Origin of the sequence: Micromonospora sp. H61, from assembly GCF_018070325.1 — a bacterium.
GTDB lineage: Bacteria > Actinomycetota > Actinomycetes > Mycobacteriales > Micromonosporaceae > Micromonospora > Micromonospora salmantinae.
In genome coordinates, this window is sequence record NZ_JAGPXY010000027.1 from 62,406 (window position 1) to 84,400 (window position 21,995).

Genomic DNA, 21,995 nt, shown 5'->3' on the forward strand with positions numbered 1-21,995 from the left:
GACAACCCCGGCGACCCGGGTAAGCGGGGGGCCGAGCTGGAAAGGGGTCGAGCATGCAGCTGTCCTTCCTGCGCCCGCTCTACGACCGTCCCGGGCCGTGGTGCTCGGTGTATCTGGACGCCTCCGCGGACACGGAGGACGCCCATCCCGCGTTGGATCTGCGCTGGCGTGCCCTGGAACGCAGCCTGGCCGCACAGGGGGCGGACGAGGCGAACATCGCCGCGCTGGACCGGGTGGTCCGAGGTCATGATCCGATGGTCGGGGACTATGGCCTGGCGCTCTTCGCAAGTCACGGCCAGGTGGTGCTGTCCGAGTACCTGTCCGCACCGCCACTGCGGGACCTGGCCCACGTGGGGCCGCTGCCGCACGTGATGCCGTTGCTCGCCCAGCGCGGTGAGCAGGTGGCCTGGGTGCGTGTGATCGCCGACCGGCTCGGCGCCGACGCGATGGCGGTCAGCGCCGGCGGGGTGCCCCGGCGGGCGCACGTCGCCGGCCGGGACGAGTACCCGCTGCGACGGGCGAAGCCCGGCGGCTGGTCCCAGTCGCGCTACCAGCGGGCGGCCATGGAGGCGTGGCACCAGAACGCCGGCGACGTCACCGCGGCGACCGTGCAGCTGGCCGACCGGGTCGGCGCGGACGTGGTGGTGGTCGCCGGTGACGTCCGGGCCACCGGAATGATCGCCGCCCAGATGCCGGAGCGCTGGCAGGACCTGGTGGTCCGTACCGATGCCGGGTCACGGGCCGGCGGCGCCGACCAGACGATGCTGGACGACCTCACCGTGCAGACCATCGCGGAGATCGCCGACCAGCGGATCAGCGACGCGCTGGACAAGTTCGGCGTGCAGGAGGACGTGGGCGGCGGGCTTGACGCTGTCGTCTCGGCCCTGCAACGCAACCAGGTCGACATGATGCTCATCGTGGACGACCCGTCGGCCAACGGTGAGCTGTGGATCGGCGCGGAACCCACCGAGATCGCCGTCGACCCGGGACAGCTGGCCGCCATGTCGGTCGCCGACCCGAAGCGGGTACGCGCCGACGCGGCGCTGGTCCGAGCGCTCGTGGGCACCGACGCGGCACTGACGGTGCTCGGCGCCGACGAGGCGCCCGACCTCACCGACGGCGTCGGCGCGGTACTGCGCTACGTCGACCCCGGCACACCGGGGCGCGGCAATGGTTGACCGAACGGTTGCGGACGTCGTGGTGGAGCGGCTGCTGGCCTGGCGGGTGCCCCGCGCCTTCGGGTACCCGGGCGAGGCGATCGCTCCACTGGTCGACGCGCTGGACCGCACCGGCGGCGAGCCGGCGTTCATTCCGGCCCGGCACGAGGAGACCGCCTCGTTCATGGCCACCGGGCACGCCAAGTTCACCGGCGGCATCGGGGTCTGCCTCGCCACCCAGGGCCCCAGCGCCGTCCAGCTGCTCAACGGCCTCTACGACGCCAAGCTGGACAGCAAGCCGGTGGTGGCCATCGTCGGGGAGGACATCTCCGGGCCGCTCGGCGGCGCGCACCAGGAGATCGGGCTGAGCCGGCTCTTCGGGGACGTGTGCAACCAGTTCGTCCGGTACGGCCGCAGCCCCGACGAGGTGGCGGCGCTGCTGGACCAGGCGTTCCGGACGGCGGCGGCGACCCGCAGCCCGACGTGCGTGGTGCTGCCCCGACAGTTGCAGGAGGCGCTGGTGCCCGACCTGCAGTCGTACGGCGCTGGGGTGATCACGGCGACCCCCGGCGAACCGCTGGCCCGGGTCCTGCCGCACGAGGTGGACCTGGACGCCGCCGCGCAGCTGCTCGGCGGCGGCCAGCGGACCGCGATCCTGGTGGGCCAGGGTGGTCGGGACGCGGCCGCCGAGATCATCGAGATCGCCGACCGGCTGGGCGCCGGCCTGGCCACCTCGCTGCTCGGCAAGCCGGTGCTCGACGAGCGGTTGCCGTTCCACACCGGGGTGCTCGGCGAGGTCGGCACCCCGGCGGCGGCCGAGCTGATGGGTGGTTGCGACACGCTGCTGATGGTCGGCACCAACGACCCGTGGACCGACTACTTCCCGATGCCCGAGCAGGCGCGCACGGTGCAGATCGACATCGACGGACGCCGGATCGGCACCCGCTACCCGGCCGACGTGCCGCTGGTCGGTGATGCCGCCGAGACGCTGCGGGCGCTGCTGAGCCGACTGCGCGGCCGGCCCGAACAGCAGTGGCGCGCCACGGTGGAGAGTTCGGTGGACCGCTGGCGGGAGGTCGCCGCCGAGCGGGCCGCCGCCGCCGCGGACCCGGTCAACCCGCAGCTCGTCCTGCAGGAGTTGTCCGCCCGGATGCCGGGCACCGGCGCTGTCGCCGTCGACGTCGGCTCGGTTCTCTACTGGTACGCCCGGCACCTCACCCTGCCGCCGGGGGTCAACGCGCAGCTGTGCGGAACCCTCGGTTCGATGGGCTGCGCGCTGCCGTACGCGGTGGCGGCCAAGCTCGCCGCGCCCGACCAGCCGGTGGTCGCGCTGGTGGGTGACGGGGCGATGCAGCTCAACGGGCTCGCCGAACTGATCACCGTCTCGCACCTGTGGCAGCAGTGGCGCGACCCGCGGCTGGTGGTGCTGGTGCTCAACAACCGGGATCACAACGGCATGGGTGGCGGGCGACAACCGTCGTCCGATCCGACCCACCGCCGCCCCGACGTGCCGTACGCCGGGTGGGCCCGGCTGCTGGGGCTGCACGGGGTGCGGGTGGACCGCCCGGAGCTGGTCGGCGCGGCCTGGGACGAGGCCCTCGCCGCGGACCGTCCCTGCGTACTGGAGGCGGTCGTCGACCCGGCGGTGTCGCTGGCACCGCCGGAACCCTCCTTCGCCGACCTGCGGGGCCTGTACGCCGAGGGCGCTCCGGCCCGGAAGGTCCGCGAGCAGGTGGAGGTCACCGCGAACGCCGACGACCTCGTTTAGCCACCCCGGACCAGGGCATGAGTAGCGGCCCGACGACGCTGGAGGTCCCATGTCCGAGCCCGCCGACCGCCGCTACGGTCCCGCGACCCTGCCGACGGCACGGGGTCCGCTCTCCGCGGCGGTCGTGGAGGCTCTGCGGCACCCACCGTACGACCTGCCGGCCGATCTCGGCGTCGACCTTCACCCGGCGGCCCCGATCATCGACGAGGACCTGCAGCTGACGCTGTTCCTCTGCTACGAGCTGCACTACCGGGGCTGGCTCGGGGTGGACGAGTCGTGGGAGTGGCAGCCGACGCTGCTGGCGGTGCGTGCCCGCTGCGAACGGGTCTTCGAGGCGGCGCTGCGTCGGCTGGTCGGCGCGCTGTCGGTGCCCGCCGCCGGGGTGGCGGCCGGCCTGGCCGAGCTGGTCGCGGCCGACGACGGTCCGGCGCTGGCCGCGACGCTGCAACGCCGCGCCGACCTCACCCAGTTCCGTGAGTTCGTCGTCCACCGCTCCGTCTACCACCTGCGGGAGGCGGACCCGCACAGTTGGGCGCTGCCCCGCCTCGGCGGTCCGGCCAAGGCCGCGCTCGTGGAGATCCAGACCGACGAGTACGGCAACGGGCGGCTGGACCGGATGCACGCCGAGCTGTTCCGAAGCACCCTCGACCGGCTGGGCCTGGACACCGGTTACGGCACCCACATCGACGTGGCGCCTGCGGTGACGTTGGCGACCAACAACCTGATGTCGCTGTTCGGGCTGCACCGACGGTTGCGCGGCGCGCTGCTCGGGCACCTGGCCGCGTTCGAGATGACCTCCTCGCAGCCCAACCGCCGCTACGGCAACGGGTTGCGCCGGCTCGGCTTCGACGAGGTGGCCACCCGCTTCTACGACGAGCACGTCGAGGCCGACGCGGTGCACGAGCAGATCGCCGCGCACGACATGTGCGGCGGCCTGGTCCGCGTCGAGCCGGCCCTCGCCTCGGATGTGCTCTTCGGCGCGGCGGCCGGGCTCGCGGTGGACCGGCTGTTCGCCGCGCACCTGCTGGACAGCTGGGCCGCCGGCCGTAGCTCACTGCGCGCACCCGCCCCGCCGGCCGTGCCGCCCAAGGTCTCGCTTGTCGCGCCGCCCGAGGTGGCCCCGCCCGCGCTCGTCTGATCCGAGGGGCTTGTCACGTCCGGGAAGCCGACGGGTGGATCACGCGCGGGCGTGTGGGGGTCGGCGGGCTTGGACGACCGGCTGTTCGGGTGGGGCGCGCCGTCCCGGGTCCGCCCTTTGCTCTGCACCCGCCCACGCGCCAGTTACGGACCGTGCCTGGTGCGTGGGCGGGTGCAGAGCAAAGGGGACCTGCCTGGGGTGTGGCCCCTCCTCGTTTTCCGCCCCGTGACCCGGCGCGACCAGGGGTCAGCCCTCGCGGGTGGAGCCCGCGCGGAAGTTGATCGCCTTGTGGGTGCCGTCGCAGAACGGCTTGAGCGCCGACTTGCCGCACCGGCACAACGCCACAGTGCCCCGCCGCGCGTCGATGCGATCGCCATCCGGGGTGACCAACGCGAAGTCGCCGCGGACCAGCAACGGTCCGTCCTCGTACGGGGTGATCGTGGCGGCGGCTGGCTCGCTGGTGTCGTCGGTGCGCATGGCCCCGGAAGTGCCCGTCCTGACCCTGGCGAAACCCGCGCCGCCGAACGCCGGTGATGACCGGCGCACCCCGCTGACCAGCGGAATGTGCCGCCGAGTGGGTGATGCCCCGTTTGAACCCCATCGGGACGGGAAGCCCGGCCGCGTGGTGAGCGAAAAAGGCAAGGTGGGGCCGGTGCACAAGGTGCACAAGGGGCTCACGGCCGATGGCGCCGGTCTCGCCGGCGACCGGGTCGTGGCCGCGGGCAGCTCCGCCCGGGTGCTGGTCGCCGCCACCGCCCGGGCACTGCGCGGGGTCGACTGCGCCGACCTCGGGCACACCGGGCCGACGTCGCGGTTCCCCGGCGCCCCCGAGCCGGTGCGCCGTGCCGCGGTCACCCGCGCTGCCGGCCGGGTCGCGCTCACCGTGGCCCAGGTCGACGAGGTGGACGCCGCAAGGGTGGCCCGCTGGTTCGTCGACCAGTACCCCCGTCGGCGTTACCCCGGGGTGCTGATCGGCTCTCCGCACGGCGCGGCCGCGCACCTCGCGGTGGCCCTCGGCGTGCCGTGGCTGCCGGCGGGCTTCGAGATGACCGTGCACTGGTCCGACGGCGGGGTGGACCGCCCGGCGGACGCCGCGGAGCATGGCGCGGCACTCGCCACCCGGTTGCTCGCCGGCAACGCCGACCTGCACCTGCGCCAGGTGCACTGCCCGGCCAGCCGGGGCGCACTGACCGGGGCGACCGTGTCGCTGACCGCCGCGTGGAGGGCCCTACCGGCCGCGTACGCGCGGTTTCTGGCCGACCTGCTGCTGCCGGGTGCCCCCGTGCTGCTGGTCCGCGACGCGCGCACCTGGCCGGTGCTGGAGCGTGGACCGGGGCACAGCTTCCAGGTCGGCTGCCCGGGCAGTGGGCTGGACCCGGTGGACTTCCACCCGGACAGCCACGCGTTGCGGCAGGTTCTGCGCTCCGTCGGCGGCGACGCGACCCGGTGGGAGCCGCCGGAGGTGTCAGTGTCGTCGGCGTACGCCGAGCACGGCGTCGACTCGGGCTTCGAGTTGGCCGCGCGGGACTGGTCCACCCGGCACCAGCACCCGCTGCACCGGGTGTTGGTGCCCCGGCCGGCGGCGCTGAGCGCGGGCGTGGCCGACCTGTACCGGCGGTGGCTGCGACGCGCCGGCAAGACCGGTGACCGGTTGGTGGTGGAGTGCGGTCGACTGCTCGACCCGTGGCAGGTGGTGCGGGCGGGGCTGGTGCCGTACTGGTGTGAGAACGCCACCCGCCGTAGCGTCGACGAGGCCGAGTGGTGGCTCGCCGGCAGTGAGGCGTTCAGCTCGGTGGACGTGTTGCCCGAGCCGCCCGGGGTGCGCTCACCCGCGTTGGCCGGGCTGCCGCAGTGGCTGGCCGTGGCCGGGTTCGGCCGGCGGCGTCGGGCGCTGGACCGCACCACCGCCCGGGGTTACCCGGTCACCTCGGTGCCCACCCGCCGGGCCACCGAGGTGCTGCGCGCCCAGCCGTACGACCTGCCCGCGCCGCCCCCGCTGGGGGTCGCCGAGGCGTTGGCCGTGCTCCGCGACAGCGGCGGCCACCAGGGGTTGTTGGTCTCCTGAGACGGAGCACGCCGAAACATCCTCGCGAACCCGGGGTCCCGTGATTGAGTACCTACGGAGCGGGAACATCGCTGGCTGCGACGGCCTGATTGCGCTGCGTAGAGGCGGTGTCGCCCGCTGGCATCCCAGTCACTGACCCACTTTCCGGCCCGGTGCGTGGCTCGACCACGCGCACGACCGGTTTCCCGATCCGGGCGGGGGACCTTCCTGAGGGAGGCGCGGATGTTCGGACAGACGAGCACGACCACGACCACGACCCCACCACCACCCAACGATCGAGGTCTGGAGGATCTCGACGCGGCGGCGATGGCGTACGCGGCCCGGATCGCCGGGCTGCCGCCGGAGCGGCGGGGGGAGGCCCGGGACGACCTGGTGCGCTTCGCGCTGCCGTTCGCCGGTCGGCTGGCCCGCCGGTACCGGGGGCGGGGGGAGCCGCTGGAGGACCTGGAGCAGGTGGCCCGGCTGGGACTGGTCAACGCCGTCGACCGCTATGACCCGGAACGGGGCTCGTTCACCGCGTACGCCGCGATCACCATCGTGGGCGAGATCAAACGGCACTTCCGGGACCGTACCTGGGGTGTGCACGTGCCCCGTCGCCTGCGGGACCTGATCCTCGAGGTGGGCCAGGCCACCGCCGCGCTCACCAGCGAGCTGTCCCGGGCCCCGTCGGTGGCCGAGCTGTCCGCCCGGCTGGAGACCCCGGAGGAGGAGATCCTCGCCGCCCTGGAGTCGGCGGCCGGCTACAGTCCGGCCTCGCTGAACGCGCCGGTGGGTGGGGAGAGCTCCGCCGAGTTCGGAGACCTGGTCGGCGAGTCGGACAACGCGTTGGAGTCGGTCGACGACCGGGTGACGGTGAGCGGTCTGCTGCACCGACTGCCCTGGCGTGAGCGACGGATCCTCGCGATGCGCTTCTACGGCAACCAGACCCAGGCGGAGATCGCCGCCCGGTTCGGCATCTCGCAGATGCACGTGTCCCGGCTGCTGTCGCGGGCGCTCACCTGGCTGCGCCAGGCGATGCTCGCCGACGCGCCGCCGCCGTGGCAGAACGGCGCCGCCGAACCCGACCCGGGCAAGACCCGGATCTCGGTCAAGCAGAACGGCGACTCGGTGGTGGTCGAGGTCGGCGGCGAGATCGACCGCGACGGCGCGGACCAACTACGCCGGGCCATGTTGGAGGCGGTCACCGGCCAGCCCAGCGAGGTGGTCGTCGACCTGGTCGGCGCGGGTGGCTTCGACGCCGGTGGGATCGCCGCGCTGATGGCCGGTCGGGACGCGGCGGAGCGGACCGGCGTGCCGCTGCGGCTGACCCGGGTCCAGCCCGCGGTACGCCGCTCGCTCACCGCCGCCGGCCTGTCGCCGGCCCGGGACTGACCGCACCCGGACAAGCGAAGGGCCGACATCCCGCTGGGTGTCGGCCCCTCTGCGCGTACCCCTGGTCAGTGCTCTTCGGGGTTGCCGTCGCTGTGCGGGTGGCGCCAGCGCTCGTGCGGCTTCGGCGCGTCCTCGGCGTCCTGCGGCGGGTCGCTCTGCTCGAAGCTCGGCCGGCGCACGCCCTCGGGCTCCGGCACGTCCACCGGCCGGGCGCCGGAGCGCGGCGCCGGCTGGTAGTCGACCGCGTCGCGGGCGCCGTGCGCGCCCTCGGCGGACGGCGACTCCGGGGCGTGGTGTTCCATCCGGAGCTCCTCGGCGAAGTGCTGTGGCGGCTTGGTGGTGCGCTGTGGCAGGTCGCGGCCCAGATCGGCGACGAGCGGGCCGTACTTGAGGTCGAAGGCGGGGCGCTCGGAGCGGATCCGGGGCATCCGGTCGAAGTTGCGCAGCGGCGGCGGGCAGGTGGTGGCCCATTCGAGGGAGTTGCCGAAGCCCCACGGGTCGTCCACCGTGACCATCGCCCCGTACCGCCAGGACTTCCAGGCGTTGTAGATGAAGAAGAGGGTGGACAGACCGAGGATGAACGCGAAGATGCTGGAGATCGTGTTCAGGGTGGTGAAGCCGTCGGTGGGCAGGTAGTCGGCGTACCGGCGGGGCATGCCCTCGCTGCCCAGCCAGTGGTGCACGAGGAAGGTGCCGTGGAAGCCGATGAACATGGTCCAGAAGTGCGCCTTGCCGAGCCGCTCGTCGAGCAGGCGCCCGGTCATCTTCGGCCACCAGAAGTAGTAGCCGGCGAACAGGGCGAAGACCACGGTGCCGAACACCACGTAGTGGAAGTGCGCCACCACGAAGTAGCTGTCGTGGGTGTGCCAGTCGACCGGCGGGCTGGCCAGCAGGACGCCGGTGAGGCCGCCGAGCAGGAAGGTGACCAGGAAGCCGATGGCGAACAGCATTGGCGTCTCGAAGGTGAGCTGGCCCTTCCACATGGTGCCGATCCAGTTGAAGAACTTCACACCGGTGGGCACCGCGATCAGGTAGCTCAGGATGCTGAAGAACGGCAGCAGCACCTGGCCGGTGGCGAACATGTGGTGCGCCCAGACCGTCATCGACAGCACCGTGATGGCGATGGTGGCCAGCACGATCCCGGTGTAGCCGAAGAGCGGCTTGCGGGAGAAGACCGGGATGATCTCGGTGATGATGCCGAAGAACGGCAACGCGATGATGTAGACCTCGGGATGGCCGAAGAACCAGAACAGGTGCTGCCAGAGCATCGGGCCGCCGGTGGCCGCGTCGTACACGTGCGCGTTGAGCAACCGGTCGGCCGAGAGCGCCAGCAGGGCGGCGGCCAGCAGCGGGAAGACGAGGATCACCAGCACGCTGGTGAACAGCATGTTCCAGGTGAAGATCGGCATCCGGAACATGGTCATGCCGGGCGCGCGCAGCGTGAGGATCGTGGTGATCAGGTTGACCGCGCCGAGGATGGTGCCGAGCCCGGAGACGACAAGGCCGAGCACCCACATGTTCGCGCCCACCCCGGGGCTGTTCTCGACGCTGCTGAGCGGGACGTAAGCGGTCCAGCCGAAGTCCGCCGAGCCGCCCGGGGCGAGGAACCCGCCGACCACCATGAGGCCGCCGAAGAGGTACAGCCAGTAGGCGAGCGCGTTGAGGCGGGGGAACGACACGTCCGGTGCGCCGATCTGGATCGGCACGATGTAGTTGGCGAACCCGAACGCCGCCGGCGTGGCGAACAGCAGCAGCATCACCGCGCCGTGCGAGGTGAAGAGCTGGTTGTACTGCTCGGAGGAGAGGAACTGCATCCCCGGGCGGGCCAGTTCGGCCCGGATCAGCATCGCCTCCAGGCCGGCCAGCAGGAAGAACCCGAAGGAGGTCAGCAGATACAGCAGGCCGATCTGCTTGTGGTCGGTCGTGGCGAGGAACTTGATCAGGGAGTTGCCGGGGACCGGCGTGCGTACCGCTCCCGGGAAGCCCCCGAAACGGGCCGGTGCCAGGATCGCCGGGCCCCGATCTCGACCGGGTTCTGTGGTTACCCGCTTGGGCATGGCTGCTCACCCCGTCGTGACGGCAGAAAGGACGGGCGTGCTCTACCCACCCTCGCACCATGTAACCAGCCAACGACGGTAATTTCGGGCAGATCGCCAGTACCGGCGCAAGCGCCTCGAACGGTCAGGTTGCCGGCAGCATCGCCCAGACGGCCTTGCCCTGCCCGGCTGGCACGCTGCCCCACCGCTGGGTCAGCTCCCGGACCAGCATCAACCCTCGCCCACCCTCGGCGTGCAGGTCCGTCCCGCCCGCACGGGCCTGGGCGCCGCTGCCGTCCACCACCGCCAGGTGCAGATACGGCCGCCGCAGGGTCACCGTCACCTGCATCGGCGTGCCGGCGTGGCGCACCACGTTGCCCACCAGTTCGCTGAGCACCAACGCGGCCGGGCCGGACGCGTCGGGCAGGTTCCACCGCGCGCACGCGTCGGTGACCAACTCCCGGGCCCGCCGGCAGGCCCCGGCCACCGGCTCCAGCCGGGCCCGCATCCGCAACGTGGACGTCGTGCCGGCCAACCGGGTCGCCTCCGCGCAGTCCGCGGAGACCGGGAGCACCCGGCACGTGGTCGACTCGGCCAGCCATCGTGCGGCGACCGGCGACGGGGAGCAGAGCAGCACCGGCACCGCCGGCCACTCCTCCGCCCGGCGGGCGGTCGCGGCGAACACGGACAGTGCCAACCTGTCCTCCACGCTCACCCCGGCCATGTCGACCACCAGCGCCTCCGGCTGGTCGACCAGCGCGTCGTTGAGCGCCCGGTGCACCGAGCGCATCGTGCCCAGGTGCAGGGGACCGGTGAGCCGGACGACCGCCACCGGTGCCGTGGTGCGCACCTCGCAGGTGATCCCGCTCGACATCGGCGCCTCAATTCGCTGCTGGGTCGGGATCTGCCAACTACCCTTGGCCGTTCCCGATCAAACCGGACCGACGACGGAGCGAGGCAGGTCACGCCCCGCAACCCCAGGTCAGGGACGGGTACGGCCGGTCGAGCAGAAGGTCGGCGGTCAGCGACGGGGCCGGCCGGTCAGGACGCCCAGTGCGATCATGCCGACGCCGAGCCCCAGGTGCAGCCAGTCGTCGGCGTCGTTGACCGGCAGTACGTTCGCCCCGGTGTCGTGGTCCACCGCCAGCCCGTACAACCAGAGCACCAGGTAGACCGCGCCGCCGCCGATCAGGAACGCTCGAGCGCCGGTGACCGTCCGGGCCAACAGCAGACCCACCACCCCGTACGCCAGGTGCACCAGGTTGTGCAGCACCGACACCTGGAAGACGCCGAACAGGAACGCGCCCGAGTCGTGGCCGGCGAAGCGCAGCGCGTCCATGCCGGTGGTGATCCCCGGCACGAAGCCGAGCACACCGACCAGCAGGAACAGCACCCCCACCGTCGCCGCCGCGCGCCGGACCGGCGGTTTGCCGTCGGCCGGGTTGGGTCGGGCCCGTGAGTGCGCCATCGGTCCGACCATTCCCGGCTCCTCGTCGCGCGGCGGGCATGAGCGCTGCCGGCTACCCGCTGGCGCGACCGGCAAACCGGCCGGCCCCGCCGTCGGTCAGGCCGGCAGCAACCTCGGCGCGCTCGCCGACTGCCGGACCCGCTCGTACAGCTCGACGTAACGCCGCGCCATCACCGCGGGCGTGAAGCGCTGCGCGGCCACCCGCCGGCACTCGTCGGGGTCGAGCAACTCGGCGGCGAGGACGAGGTCACCCAACTCCTCCTCGTCGGTGGTGAGCAGCCCGGTACGGCCGTGCTCGATCAGCTCCGGCAGGCAACCCCGGGCGGTGGCCACCACCGGCGTACCCAGGGCGAGCGACTCGACGACCGCAGTGCCGCCCGGCTCCTCCCACCGCAGCGGGAACAGCGACGCGCGGGCGCTGGCGAGCAGGTCGTCGCGCTCCTGGCCGGCCACCGTGCCGACCCAGCGGACCAGGTCACCGTCGACGTGCGGTGCCACCTCGTCGAGGAAGAACCGCACGTCCGGGTTCTGCCGGGCCTCGTCGCCGGCCGCGGCCAGGTCGGCCGGCCGATGGTACGGGCCGACAGGGCCGGCCAGCACCAGCGGAATACCGACCCGGTGCGCGAGCCGGGCACCCACGTCCTGCCCCTTGCCCGGGTTGATCCGGCCCAGGACGAGCAGGTGCTCGCCCTTGTCCGGTCGGGGCCGCCGGTCGGCGTCCACGGCGAGCGGCGTGGACAGGTGCACGTGCCCCACCGAGTGCTCCCGCAGCGCCAGCGGGGCGCGGGCCAGCTGCGACGCGGAGACGCCGTTGACCCGGACCCGGTCGCCGCCGTCCAGGCTGCCGTAGAGCGCCGGGTGCTTGGCCAGGTCCCAGTGCAGGGTGTGCAGGGTCGGCGGTCCGGCCGGCCCCATCGCGGCGAGGGTGGCCAGCCCGACCGCCTCGACGTGATCGTGCACCAGGTCGATGTCGTCGCGGGAGTGCAACTCCCGGACCACCCCGGCCAGGTGCGCCTGGGCGATCCCGCAGACCTGGTTGTACGGCCGCTGCAACGCGGCGAACTGCCCGTCGGCGAAGACCGAGATCTGCTCGTCCACCGGCAGGGTGCTGCTGCCCACCGAGGCGAGCACCACCCGTACGCCGAGTCGCCGCAGCTCCGGCACCAGCGTGGCGATGACGTTCTCGATGCCGCCGTAACCGGGCGGTGGCACCGACAGCCACGGGCCGGCGTTCATCAGCACGGTGAGGCTCGTCGCGCTCACGCGGCGGCCACCCGGCGGCGGGGCACCCGGTGGCGCAGTTCGGCCAACGGCGGGCGCTCCTCGATGGAAACGTCGCTGACAACGATCTCGCGGTCCAGGTTAGGCAGGGTGTCCGAACCACCGCGCCGGAACTGGGTCAGCAACGCCTCCGGCGCAAACCCGGGGGTCGCCCAGCCGCGCCGTTGCAGCCGCGACCATGCGGTCAACATGATCTGCGCGGACATCCGACCCAGGGCGGCGGTGTCCTGGTGGCGGTGCTTGCGCTCACCGAGGTCGACCTGCGCCAGCGCGTCCAGGCCGACCAGGTCGAGCAGGTCGATCATCATGGCCGTCTCCACCCCGTACCCGGAGACGAACGGCACCTGGGCCAGCACGTCCCGGCGACCCGCGTACTCGCCGGCGAGCGGCTGCACGAAGCCGGCCAGCTCGGGCCAGAAGAGGTTGAGCAGCGGTCGGGCCATCAACTCGGTCACCCGGCCCCCGCCGTCCTGCTCCACGCTGGCGGTGCCCACCAGGGGCCGGTGGTAGAAGCCCTTCACGAAGTCGACTGACGGGTCGGTCAACAGCGGGCCGAGCAGCCCGCTCACGAAGTGCGGCCGGAACTCCCGCAGGTCGGCGTCGATGAACGCCACCACGTCTCCCTCGGCGGCGGCCAGCCCGGCCCAGAGCGCGTCGCCCTTGCCGGTGAGCCGGGGCAACCCCCGGGTCATCGCGTCCTGACTGACCACCTCCGCGCCCGCGGCGCGGGCCACCTGCGCGGTCCGGTCCGTCGAGCGGGAATCCACCACGATCAACTCGTCGACCAGGGCCACCCGATCCATCAGGTGCTCCCTGATGGTCGACACGATCGCGCCGACGGTGGCCTCCTCGTTGCGCGCCGGCAGCACCACGCTGACCCGGGTCTCACCCTTGGCGCGCATCAGCCGACGGGTCGGCCAGTCGGCCGCCGACGTAGTCCGGTACGTGGCCCACGCCTCCACCACCGGCGACACGCTCGATGTCATATCCCGCACGGGCACCCCTCCGTTCGTGCGTGGAAAAACCGAATTTGGTTGTTCCCATTCCTCATCACGCGCTAACCGCATTCTCGGCAACAGCTTGATCACAGCGGTGACGACAATTCGTTCCCGGGGGATGAACGTTTGATTGCGCACAGCTCAGGGGACTGCTCCCATCGCACATGAAACGTCTTCGAAGGGGTGTCGGGATGCGGAACTGCCGGGTGGGTCTGGTCGGAGCCGGCGGCGTGGCGCAGCGTCACGCGCGGGTGCTGGCCGGGTTCGACGACGTCGAGCTGGTCGGGGTCACCGACGTCGCGCCGGAGGCCGCGTCCGCGCTGGCCGCACAGCACGGCGGGCGGGCCTGCGCCGACGTCGCCGAGCTGCTGGCCACCGAGCCGGACGCCGTGTACGTCTGCGTGCCACCGTTCGCGCACGGCCCCGCCGAGGAGGCGGTGATCGAGGCCGGGCTGCCGATGTTCGTGGAGAAGCCCGTCGCTGTCGACCTGAGCACCGCCGAGCGGATCGCCGACCTGGTCGCGCGGCGCGGGCTGCGCACCGCCGTCGGCCACCACTGGCGCTACCTGAGCGTGCTCGACCAGGCCCGCGACCTGCTCGCCGACCGTCCGGTGCGAATGGTCAGCGGCACCTGGCTGGACAAGGTGCCCCCGGTGGCGTGGTGGTCGCGGCGGGACCGCTCCGGCGGGCCGGTGGTCGAGCAGGCCGCCCACGTGCTCGACCTGATCCGCGTGCTGGCCGGCGAGGTCACCGAGGTCACCGCGTACGGCAACGGCACCCCACCGCCGGTCGACGGCGCCGACATCGACTCGGTGACCACCGCCGCGCTGCGCTTCGCCGACGGCGCGGTCGGCACGCTCAGCGCCGCCTGCGTCCTGGGCTGGAAGCACCGCGCCGGCCTGGAGATCCTCGCCGACGGGCTGGCCCTCGCGATCACCGAGGACGGGCTGTCGATCCGCGACGCCGACGGCGAACGACACGTCACCGCCGACCCGGAGGCTGCCCGGGTGGCTGTGGACCGCGCCTTCGTCGACGCCGTCCGCGGCATCGGCGACGACGTGCGCGTCCCGTACGCCGAGGCCCTCGCGACCCAGCGCCTGGCCCTCGCGGTGGCCGACTCGGCCCGTACCGGTGCCACGGTGCGGCTCACCACCGCGACCGCGCCGACGGCGCTCGCCACCGGGGTGACAGTCGATGCGTGACAAGGTCGTGGTGGTCACCGGCCCCGGCCGGGTCGACCTCGTCGAGCAGGACGCCGCCCCGCCGCGCCCCGGCACGTTCCGGGTCGAGACGCTGTTCAGCGGTGTCTCAGCCGGCACCGAGCTGAGCTACGTCAAGGGCACGAACCCCTATCTGAACGTCACCTGGAACGCCGACCTGGGCCTGTTCCAGCCGGGCGCGGCCAGCACGCCCTACCCGGTGACCCGACTCGGCTACATGCAGGTCGGCCGGGTGGTGGAGAGCGAGACCCCGGCCGTCGCGGTGGGCACGGTCGGCGCGATGACGTACGGGCACCGCACCGGCTGGCTGGCCGACCCGGTCGCCGAACGGTTCGTGGCGCTGCCCGACGACCTGGACCCGCTGCTCGGCGTGTACGTCGCGCACATGGGGCCGATCTGCGCCAACGGTCTGCTGCACGCCGCCGCCGACCTGCACGGCACCGACGTCCGTACGCTCGGCGACGGGGTACGCGGCCGACGGGTCGCCGTCGTCGGCGCCGGTGTCGTGGCGCTGCTGACGGCGTTGTTCGCCCGGCGCAACGGCGCAGCGTCGGTGGTGGTGCTCGACCCCACCCCGCACCGCCGCCAGGTCGCCGAGGCGCTCGGTCTGGAAACCCTCGACCCCGACGCTGACGACCCCGCGGTGGTGCTCAAGACCCGTTGGGCGCACACCGCCGGCGACCGGGGCGCCGACGTGGTGTTCCAGTGCCGGGGGCAGGCGTGGGCGCTGCACCTCGCCCTGCGGCTGCTGCGGCCCCAGGGCACCGTCATCGACCTCGCCTTCTACCAGGGCGGCGCGGACGCGGTCCGCCTCGGTGAGGAGTTCCACCACAACGGGCTGTCGCTGCGTTGCGCCCAGATCGGCCGGGTGCCGCGCGGGCTCGCGCCCACCTGGGACCGCGAACGGCTCTCCGCCGAGACCGTCGACCTGCTCAGGACGTACGGCGACGCGATCCGCAAGCATCTCGTCTCGGCGGTGGTGCCGTTCGACGAGGCACCCGCCCTCCTCACCGACCTGGCCGACCGTCGCCGCCAGGAGCTTCAGGTGGTGCTCGCCGTCTGACCCGCCGTCGCCGCGTGCCGGGGGCGGCTACCGTTCGCGACATGAGCACCGTGCAGGACCGGCCGGTTCCCGGCGACACCTCGACCGGCCGGCCGGCCGGCGGCAACCCCGCCGGCCGGTCGGTCGGCCTGTCCGCGTTGCTGCCGTACCTACGGGAGCACCGCGGCACCCTGGTGGTGGTGGGCGCGCTGTCGCTGATCGGCTCGGCGGCGTCGCTGGCGCAGCCGCTGCTCACCCGGTCGGTGCTCGAGCGGATCGGCGCCGAGCAGGGCGTGGCCCGGCTGGTGGCGGTGCTGGTGGTCCTCGTGGTGTTCGGCGCGGCGATCGGCGGGCTGCGTGACTACCTGCTGCAACGCACCGCCGAGGGAGTGGTGCTGGGCACCCGGCGTCGGCTCGCCGGCCACCTGCTGCGGCTGCCCATCGCCGAGTACGACCGCCGACGCACCGGCGACCTGCTCTCCCGGGTCGGCTCGGACACCACACTGCTGCGCGCGGTCGTCACCTCCGGCCTGTTCGAGACGGTCACCGGGGCGGTGACGGTGGTCGGCGCCGGCACGGCCATGGTGCTGCTCGACCCGCTGCTGTTCGGCGTCACCCTGCTCGGCGTGGCGCTGGGGTTGGTCTTCGCCGCCACCTTCGCCCGCCGGGTCCGGGCGCTGGCCCGGGTCGCCCAGGAGCGGATCGGCGAGATGACCTCGGCGGTGGAGCGGGCCATCTCGGCGGCCCGGACCATCCGGGCCAGCCGCGCCGAGACCCGGGAGACGGAGGCCGTCACCGGCAGCGCGCGGGAGGCGTACGCGGCGGGGCTGCGGGTGGCCCGGGTGCAGGCGTTGGTCGGCCCGATCGGCTCGGTCACCGTGCAGGGCGCGTTCCTGCTGGTGCTCGGGATCGGTGGGGCGAGGGTCGCCGCAGGGGCGATCTCCGTCGGTGACCTGGTCGCGTTCGTCATGTACCTGTTCCTGCTGGCGCTGCCGTTGGGTCAGGTGCTGCGGGCGTACACCCAGTTGCAGTCCGGCCTGGGCGCCCTCCAGCGGATCGAGGAGATCCTGGCGGTGCCCGCGGAGGGCGCTGACGACCGCCCGGCGTCCGCCGCCGCGACGGCGACCCCGCGCCGCCCGACCCCGATGATCGAGTTCGACCGGGTGGGCTTCGGTTACCCGGGCGGCGAGCCGGTGCTGCACGAGGTCAGCTTCGCGGTCCCCGCCGGCACCCGGACCGCCCTGGTCGGTCCCTCCGGCGCCGGCAAGTCCACACTGCTGGCCCTGGTCGAGCGCTTCTACGAGGTGAGCGCCGGCACGGTCCGCCTCGACGGCACCGACGTACGGGACCTGCCCCGCGACGCGCTGCGGGCCCGGCTCGGCTACGTCGAGCAGGAGGCTCCCGTGCTGGCCGGCACGCTGCGGGAGAACCTGCTGATCACCACCCCGGACGCCACCGACGACCGGTTGCGCGACGTCCTCGACGAGGTCAACCTGGGCCACCTGGCACGGCGCACCCCGCTGGGCCTCGACGTGCAGGTGGGCGAGGGCGGTGTGCTGCTCTCCGGAGGTGAACGGCAGCGCCTGGCCATCGCCCGCGCGCTGCTCGCCGGCCCGCCGGTGCTGCTGCTCGACGAGCCGACCAGCAACCTCGACTCCCGCAACGAGGTCGCGCTGCGCCGCGCCATCGACGCCGTCGCGGTGCGCCGGACCCTGTTGATCGTGGCGCACCGGCTCGCCACGGTGGTAGACGCCGACCAGATCGTCGTCCTCGACGGCGGCCGGGTGGTGGCCGTGGGCACCCACGCCGAACTGACCGCCACCGACCCGCTGTACCGGGAACTCGCCAGCCACCAGCTGCTGGTCGGCTGACCGCGGGCCAAGGAAGGCCAACTTGCCGGGCGGCCGGGCCGCGCACGCCGCCCGGAATCGCGTACCGTTGCCGCTCATGGGTGTGTCGCAACGGTTCAAGAGCAAGTTCCGGCGGTTCCTCCAGCGCCCCGGCTCGACCGTGGATCTTGCTCCGCTGGAGAAACTGCTCCCGGCGATCGAGGCGCGCGAGGCTGAGCTCAGCGCGCTCGACGACGCCGAGCTGACCGCGGCCGCGGGTGCCGCCGCCGGTTACGAGGAGATCTGCGCCGTCGGCCGTGAGGCCGCCCGCCGTGGCCTCGACCAGCGGCCGTACGACGTGCAGCTGCTCGGCGCGATGTCGCTGCTCTCCGGCAAGGTCGCCGAGATGGCCACCGGTGAGGGCAAGACACTGACCGCCACTGTCGCCGCGTACGGGCACGTCCGGCTCGGCAACGGCCCGGTGCACGTGCTCACCATCAACGACTACCTGGCCCGCCGCGACGCCCAGTGGATGGAGCCGGTCTACACCCTGCTCGGCCTCACCGTCGGCTGGGTCAACGAGGCCTCCACCCCGCAGGAGCGGCGCGACGCGTACGCCTGCGACGTCACCTACGTCTCGGTCAGCGAGGCGGGCTTCGACTACCTGCGCGACCAGTTGGTCACCGACGTGGAAGACCGGGTGCAGCCCACGCTGACCACCGCCATCGTCGACGAGGCCGACTCGATCATGATCGACGAGGCCCGGGTGCCGATGGTCCTGGCCGGCGCGGTGCCGGGCGAGCAGGACCCGGTGCACGCCGCCGCCGCCCTGGTGCGTGGCCTGCGCAAGGACAAGCACTACACGGTCGCCGAGGACGGGCGCAGCGTGGCCTTCACCTCCGCCGGCCTGGCCGCCATCGAGGCCAAGCTCGGCATCGACCTGTACGACGAGGAGCAGGTCGCGCAGCTCTCCGCGGTCAACGTGGCGCTGCACGCGCACGCCCTGCTGCACCGTGACGTGGATTACATCGTCCGGGACGGCTCCGTCGAGCTGGTCGACGAGATGCGCGGCCGGGTGGCCCAGCGCCGCCGCTGGCCGGACGGCCTCCAGGCCGCGGTCGAGGCCAAGGAGGGGCTGGACGCCACCGCCGAGGGCGAGGTGCTCGGCACCATCGCCATGCAGGCGTACATCGCGCTCTACCCGAAGGTCTGCGGGATGACCGCCACCGCGGTGCTGGTCGGCGACCAACTGCGGGAGTTCTTCGACCTCGAGGTCGCGGTGATCCCGCCGAACACCCCGTGCGTCCGCGAGGACGAGCCGGACCGCATCTACGCCACCCGGGCGGAGAAGGACGAGGCGCTGATCGACGAGATCCAGCGCTGGCACGCCAAGGGGCGGCCGGTGCTCGTCGGCACCCTGGACGTCAAGGAGTCCGAGGGGTTGGCCGCCGGGCTGAACGCCGCCGGGGTGCCCTGCGTCGTACTGAACGCCAAGAACGACGACGAAGAGGCCGCGATCATCGCCGAGGCCGGCGCGTACGGCGCGGTGACCGTCTCCACCCAGATGGCCGGCCGGGGCGTCGACATCCGCCTCGGCGGCAGCGACCAGACCGACCAGGAGCGGGTCGCCGAGATGGGCGGGCTCTACGTGATCGGCAGCGGCCGGCACGACAGCCGGCGGGTCGACGACCAGCTGCGCGGTCGGGCCGGCAGGCAGGGCGACCCGGGCGGCTCGGTCTTCTTCGTCAGCCTGGAGGACGACCTCGTCGTCCGGCACGCCGCCGACTCGGTACCGGCCTCGCCGCGGATGAACGCCGACGGTCTGGTGACCGACGAGCAGGTCGACTACGCGGTGGAGCACGCCCAGCGGGTCGCCGAGGGCGTCAACCACGAGATCCACCGCAACACCTGGCGCTACAGCGTGGTGATCGAGCAGCAGCGCAAGGCCCTCGCCGCGCGCCGGGAGCGGCTGCTGACCAGCGACGTGGCCGCGGTGATGCTGCTGGAGAAGGAGCCCGAGAAGGCCGGCGAGATGGACGAGGACCTGCTCGCCCGCGCCGCCCGGTCGATCGCGCTCTACCACCTGGACCGGCTCTGGGCCGAGCACCTGGCCGAGCTGTCGGAGGTCCGCGAGGGCGTGCACCTGCGCGCGCTGGGCCGGCTCGACCCGCTGGACGAGTTCCACCGGGCCGCGGTGCCGGCGTTCAACGACCTGATCCCGGAGATCGAGGCCCGCACCATCGCCACGTTCACCGAGACCGAATTCGATGAGGACTGGCAGCCCGACGACGGCACCCTGGTCCGGCCCACCGCCACCTGGACGTACCTGGTGCACGACAACCCGTTCGGGTCCGAGCTCGACCGTCTGATCGCGTCGATCGGGCGGCGGCTCAGCGGCGCCTCGCGCTGACATACCGACCGTCGGGGCCCCGATCGCGCCTCCACGCGCGACCGGGGCCCTGATTTACGCCGTTTCGACCCAGGTTTCCCAGGGTAGTAGGGCTGGTCGGTCGAGTCGGGAGAGAAGCAGACGATGACACAGGTGACGATGCGTGCCGGGCAGGCGCGAGACGGCACGGAGGCTGCGAACCGGTGAACCTCGACACGCGGGAACCGGTGGTGCACACCCTCGGCGTCCTGGAAGCAGCCGCACTGTTACGGGAGCTGACCGCCGGGCTGATCGCCCTGACCGACTTTGATGAGGCGCTGCTGGCCCTGGTCCGGGTCACCCGGGACGCCGTCGCCGGGGTCCGCTGGTGCGGGTTCACCGCGCTGCGGGCCGGCGAGCCGGCCGGGGCGGCCGCCTCCGACGAGGGGCTGGCCGGGCTGGACGACCTGCGACACGGGCCGGACACACCGGCGATGAGCGCGATCCACCGCCGCGAGATGATCCTCGCCGCCGACCTGACCGGTGAGCCCCGCTGGCCGGCCTGGACGACGCACGCCCGCGACCTCGGCGTACGCGGGGTGATCTCCGCACCGGTCGACATCGACGACCAGGTCATCGGGGCGATCAACCTGTACGCCGCCGCGCCGGACCTGCTGACCCCGCAACACCAGTTGACCGCCATGCTGCTCGCCGAACACGCCGGCCTGCTGCTCGCCGCCGTCCGGGACCGCAACCGGCAGCTCACCCTCGCCGGTGAGCGGGACGCCTCACTCCTGCACGACGGGGTGGTGGGCCAGGCTGTCGGCGTGATCATGACGCAGCGCGGGTGCCCGCCGGCCGAGGCCCTCGACGTGCTGCGCACCGCCGCCTCGTCGCTGGACATCCCGCTGCGCGAGGTGGCCGAGCGCCTGGTCCGGACGGTCTCCCGCCAACGCGACAACTGACCCCGGCCGCTCGGGCCGGGTGCGCCGATCATCCGTCGGCCTGGCCGTCCGGCCTCGGTGGGCGCGGCCACGGTGCCCGTTCTCCCTGTCGGCGGCGAGTCGGGCGGCATCGTTTCGCCTCGACCGGCCCCGGGTAGCACTCTGGTCAGGTGAGCTGCGCCGACCCGGGGGAGGACCGATGCAGAGCCGGCTGCGGGTGCAGGGGCACCCGATCCAACCGATGCTGGTGACGTTCCCGCTCGGGCTCTTCGTCAGCGCCACCGTCTTCGACCTCACCGATGTGATCGGCGGGCCCGCGTTCCTCGGGGAGGTCGGCTACTGGACCGGCGTCGCCGCCCTCGTCGCCGCCGCGCTGACCGCCGTGGCCGGGATGGTCGACCTGTGGGACGTGCCGGGCGACCGTACCCGCCGTACCGCCGTCGCCTTCAACCTGGTGAACGCGGTGATGGCCGCCATGTTCCTGCTCACCTGCCTGGTCCGGTCGCACTCCCCGCAGCGCGGCGCGTCGGTCGCGATCCTGGTCACCGAACTGGTCGCGCTGGCCGTCGGTGGGGTTGGCGTGCACCTGGGCGCCCGGCTGATGCGTCAGTTCGACAGCGGCCGCGCCGAGTCCGGCGGCCTGGACGCGCTGGCCGGCTCCACAGGCGAGATCGCCCGCCCCTGACCCGATCCGGGGGCCGGGCTCGCCGCTGACCCGACCTGCCCGCTGCCCGACCTGCCCGCTGCCCGACCTGCCCGCTGCCCGACCTGCCCGCTGCCCGACCTGCCCGCTGCCCGACCTGCCCGCCCCGACGGACCCGCCGGGCGGGCTCGCTCGACCCGCGAGCCGGGCGCTCGGCCGGCCGGCGGGGCTGGTGCGCGGGGCCGTCACCCGTGCGACTGGTCGGTCTACCATCCCCGAATGACCTCCTCTCCGGACACGCTCCCGAAGATCGGCGCGCCCGCCACCCGGGCCCTGCACGGCGCCGGCTACACCGCGCTGCGCCAGCTCGCGGGCGTTCCTCGGACGGACCTGGCCAAGCTGCACGGCATGGGCCCGAAGGCGCTCGGGATCCTCCAGGCCGCCCTCGAGGAGCACGGGCTCAGCCTCGGCTGAGGTCCACCGGGGACACCCCGGGCGCGCGGCGGCAAATGGGTTGCCGGCCCGGTGAGCGGCCGCGAGGCTGACCGCCATGACCGCTGAGCGTGACGCCGAGGACTTGATCGCGGAGGCCGCCGCCGCGCCCGTCGACGGTTGGGGCTTCGGCTGGCTGGCCGGCCGGGCCACCGAGGAGCGTCCACCCTGGGGG

18 protein-coding genes and 1 pseudogene are annotated in these 21,995 nt (G+C 73.2%); 13 read left to right on the forward strand and 6 right to left on the reverse strand.

Annotation, left to right across the window (positions count from 1 at the left end):
• Positions 1–53 precede the first annotated feature (53 nt).
• Genes KBX08_RS16170 through KBX08_RS16180 form a run of 3 tightly spaced genes read left to right on the forward strand, consistent with a single transcriptional unit; the run spans position 54 to position 4,063 of the window.
• Entirely contained in the window at positions 54–1,178 is a 1,125-nt protein-coding gene (locus KBX08_RS16170) for a Vms1/Ankzf1 family peptidyl-tRNA hydrolase (RefSeq protein WP_210784325.1), read from the forward strand.
• The gene (locus KBX08_RS16175) at positions 1,171–2,925 is read left to right on the forward strand and encodes a thiamine pyrophosphate-binding protein (RefSeq protein WP_210784327.1); all 1,755 of its coding nucleotides are present in this window, start codon (positions 1,171–1,173) and stop codon (positions 2,923–2,925) included. The genes KBX08_RS16170 and KBX08_RS16175 overlap by 8 nt, the downstream gene beginning before the upstream one ends.
• A gap of 49 nt (positions 2,926–2,974) precedes the next feature.
• Complete coding sequence (locus tag KBX08_RS16180) at positions 2,975–4,063, forward strand: iron-containing redox enzyme family protein (RefSeq protein ID WP_210784329.1); 1,089 nt, start codon at positions 2,975–2,977, stop codon at positions 4,061–4,063.
• A gap of 246 nt (positions 4,064–4,309) precedes the next feature.
• Here KBX08_RS16180 and KBX08_RS16185 read toward each other — a convergent pair whose 3' ends face one another.
• On the reverse strand, positions 4,310–4,540 hold the full coding sequence (locus KBX08_RS16185) for a CDGSH iron-sulfur domain-containing protein (protein ID WP_210784331.1): 231 nt from the start codon (positions 4,538–4,540) through the stop codon (positions 4,310–4,312).
• A 145-nt stretch (positions 4,541–4,685) separates the two neighbouring features.
• Here KBX08_RS16185 and KBX08_RS16190 point away from each other — a divergent pair, with 145 nt between their 5' ends.
• Together KBX08_RS16190 and KBX08_RS16195 are read left to right on the forward strand one after the other, a co-directional pair.
• On the forward strand, positions 4,686–6,128 hold the full coding sequence (locus tag KBX08_RS16190) for a hypothetical protein (protein ID WP_307850565.1): 1,443 nt from the start codon (positions 4,686–4,688) through the stop codon (positions 6,126–6,128).
• A gap of 222 nt (positions 6,129–6,350) precedes the next feature.
• Positions 6,351–7,499, forward strand: coding sequence for a SigB/SigF/SigG family RNA polymerase sigma factor (locus tag KBX08_RS16195; RefSeq protein ID WP_210784335.1), 1,149 nt, complete (start codon positions 6,351–6,353; stop codon positions 7,497–7,499).
• A 65-nt stretch (positions 7,500–7,564) separates the two neighbouring features.
• On the opposite strand, the gene ctaD is transcribed toward KBX08_RS16195, so the two are convergent.
• From ctaD to KBX08_RS16220, 5 genes are all read right to left on the reverse strand, one after another.
• Positions 7,565–9,556, reverse strand: a complete 1,992-nt coding sequence (gene ctaD, locus KBX08_RS16200) for a cytochrome c oxidase subunit I (RefSeq protein ID WP_210784337.1) — start codon at positions 9,554–9,556, stop codon at positions 7,565–7,567.
• A 124-nt stretch (positions 9,557–9,680) separates the two neighbouring features.
• The gene (locus tag KBX08_RS16205) at positions 9,681–10,409 is read right to left on the reverse strand and encodes an ATP-binding protein (RefSeq protein WP_210784338.1); all 729 of its coding nucleotides are present in this window, start codon (positions 10,407–10,409) and stop codon (positions 9,681–9,683) included.
• Positions 10,410–10,556: 147 nt separating this feature from the next.
• Complete coding sequence (locus tag KBX08_RS16210) at positions 10,557–11,015, reverse strand: DUF4383 domain-containing protein (RefSeq protein WP_374101946.1); 459 nt, start codon at positions 11,013–11,015, stop codon at positions 10,557–10,559.
• Positions 11,016–11,099: 84 nt separating this feature from the next.
• Positions 11,100–12,239 carry a glycosyltransferase gene (locus tag KBX08_RS16215; RefSeq protein WP_210784350.1) on the reverse strand — a complete coding sequence of 380 codons (1,140 nt, stop codon included), beginning with the start codon at positions 12,237–12,239 and terminating at the stop codon, positions 11,100–11,102.
• Positions 12,240–12,262: 23 nt separating this feature from the next.
• Entirely contained in the window at positions 12,263–13,270 is a 1,008-nt protein-coding gene (locus KBX08_RS16220; RefSeq protein ID WP_210784351.1) for a glucosyl-3-phosphoglycerate synthase, read from the reverse strand.
• Between the two features lie 203 nt (positions 13,271–13,473).
• Between KBX08_RS16220 and KBX08_RS16225 the strand changes: the two genes are divergently transcribed.
• The 8 genes and pseudogenes from KBX08_RS16225 to KBX08_RS33855 all read left to right on the forward strand — a co-directional run.
• Positions 13,474–14,484 (forward strand): Gfo/Idh/MocA family protein, encoded by a 1,011-nt coding sequence (locus KBX08_RS16225; protein ID WP_210784339.1) that lies wholly within the window; start codon positions 13,474–13,476, stop codon positions 14,482–14,484.
• A complete protein-coding gene (locus KBX08_RS16230; protein ID WP_210784340.1) occupies positions 14,477–15,565 on the forward strand; it encodes a zinc-binding alcohol dehydrogenase in 1,089 nt (362 codons plus the stop codon). Before KBX08_RS16225 ends, KBX08_RS16230 begins: the two co-directional genes overlap by 8 nt.
• A gap of 41 nt (positions 15,566–15,606) precedes the next feature.
• A complete protein-coding gene (locus KBX08_RS16235) occupies positions 15,607–17,415 on the forward strand; it encodes an ABC transporter ATP-binding protein (RefSeq protein ID WP_247669484.1) in 1,809 nt (602 codons plus the stop codon).
• A gap of 76 nt (positions 17,416–17,491) precedes the next feature.
• Positions 17,492–19,783 carry an accessory Sec system translocase SecA2 gene (secA2, locus tag KBX08_RS16240; RefSeq protein ID WP_210784341.1) on the forward strand — a complete coding sequence of 764 codons (2,292 nt, stop codon included), beginning with the start codon at positions 17,492–17,494 and terminating at the stop codon, positions 19,781–19,783.
• Between the two features lie 182 nt (positions 19,784–19,965).
• A complete protein-coding gene (locus tag KBX08_RS16245; RefSeq protein ID WP_210784342.1) occupies positions 19,966–20,706 on the forward strand; it encodes a GAF and ANTAR domain-containing protein in 741 nt (246 codons plus the stop codon).
• 178 nt (positions 20,707–20,884) lie between these two features.
• Positions 20,885–21,370: a DUF2231 domain-containing protein gene (locus tag KBX08_RS16250; protein WP_112587466.1), complete on the forward strand. Its 486-nt coding sequence runs from the start codon at positions 20,885–20,887 to the stop codon at positions 21,368–21,370.
• Between the two features lie 237 nt (positions 21,371–21,607).
• Positions 21,608–21,802 (forward strand): DNA-binding protein, encoded by a 195-nt coding sequence (locus KBX08_RS16255; RefSeq protein WP_210784343.1) that lies wholly within the window; start codon positions 21,608–21,610, stop codon positions 21,800–21,802.
• A gap of 76 nt (positions 21,803–21,878) precedes the next feature.
• Positions 21,879–21,995, forward strand: a pseudogene (locus KBX08_RS33855) (SAM-dependent methyltransferase); the annotation flags it as partial.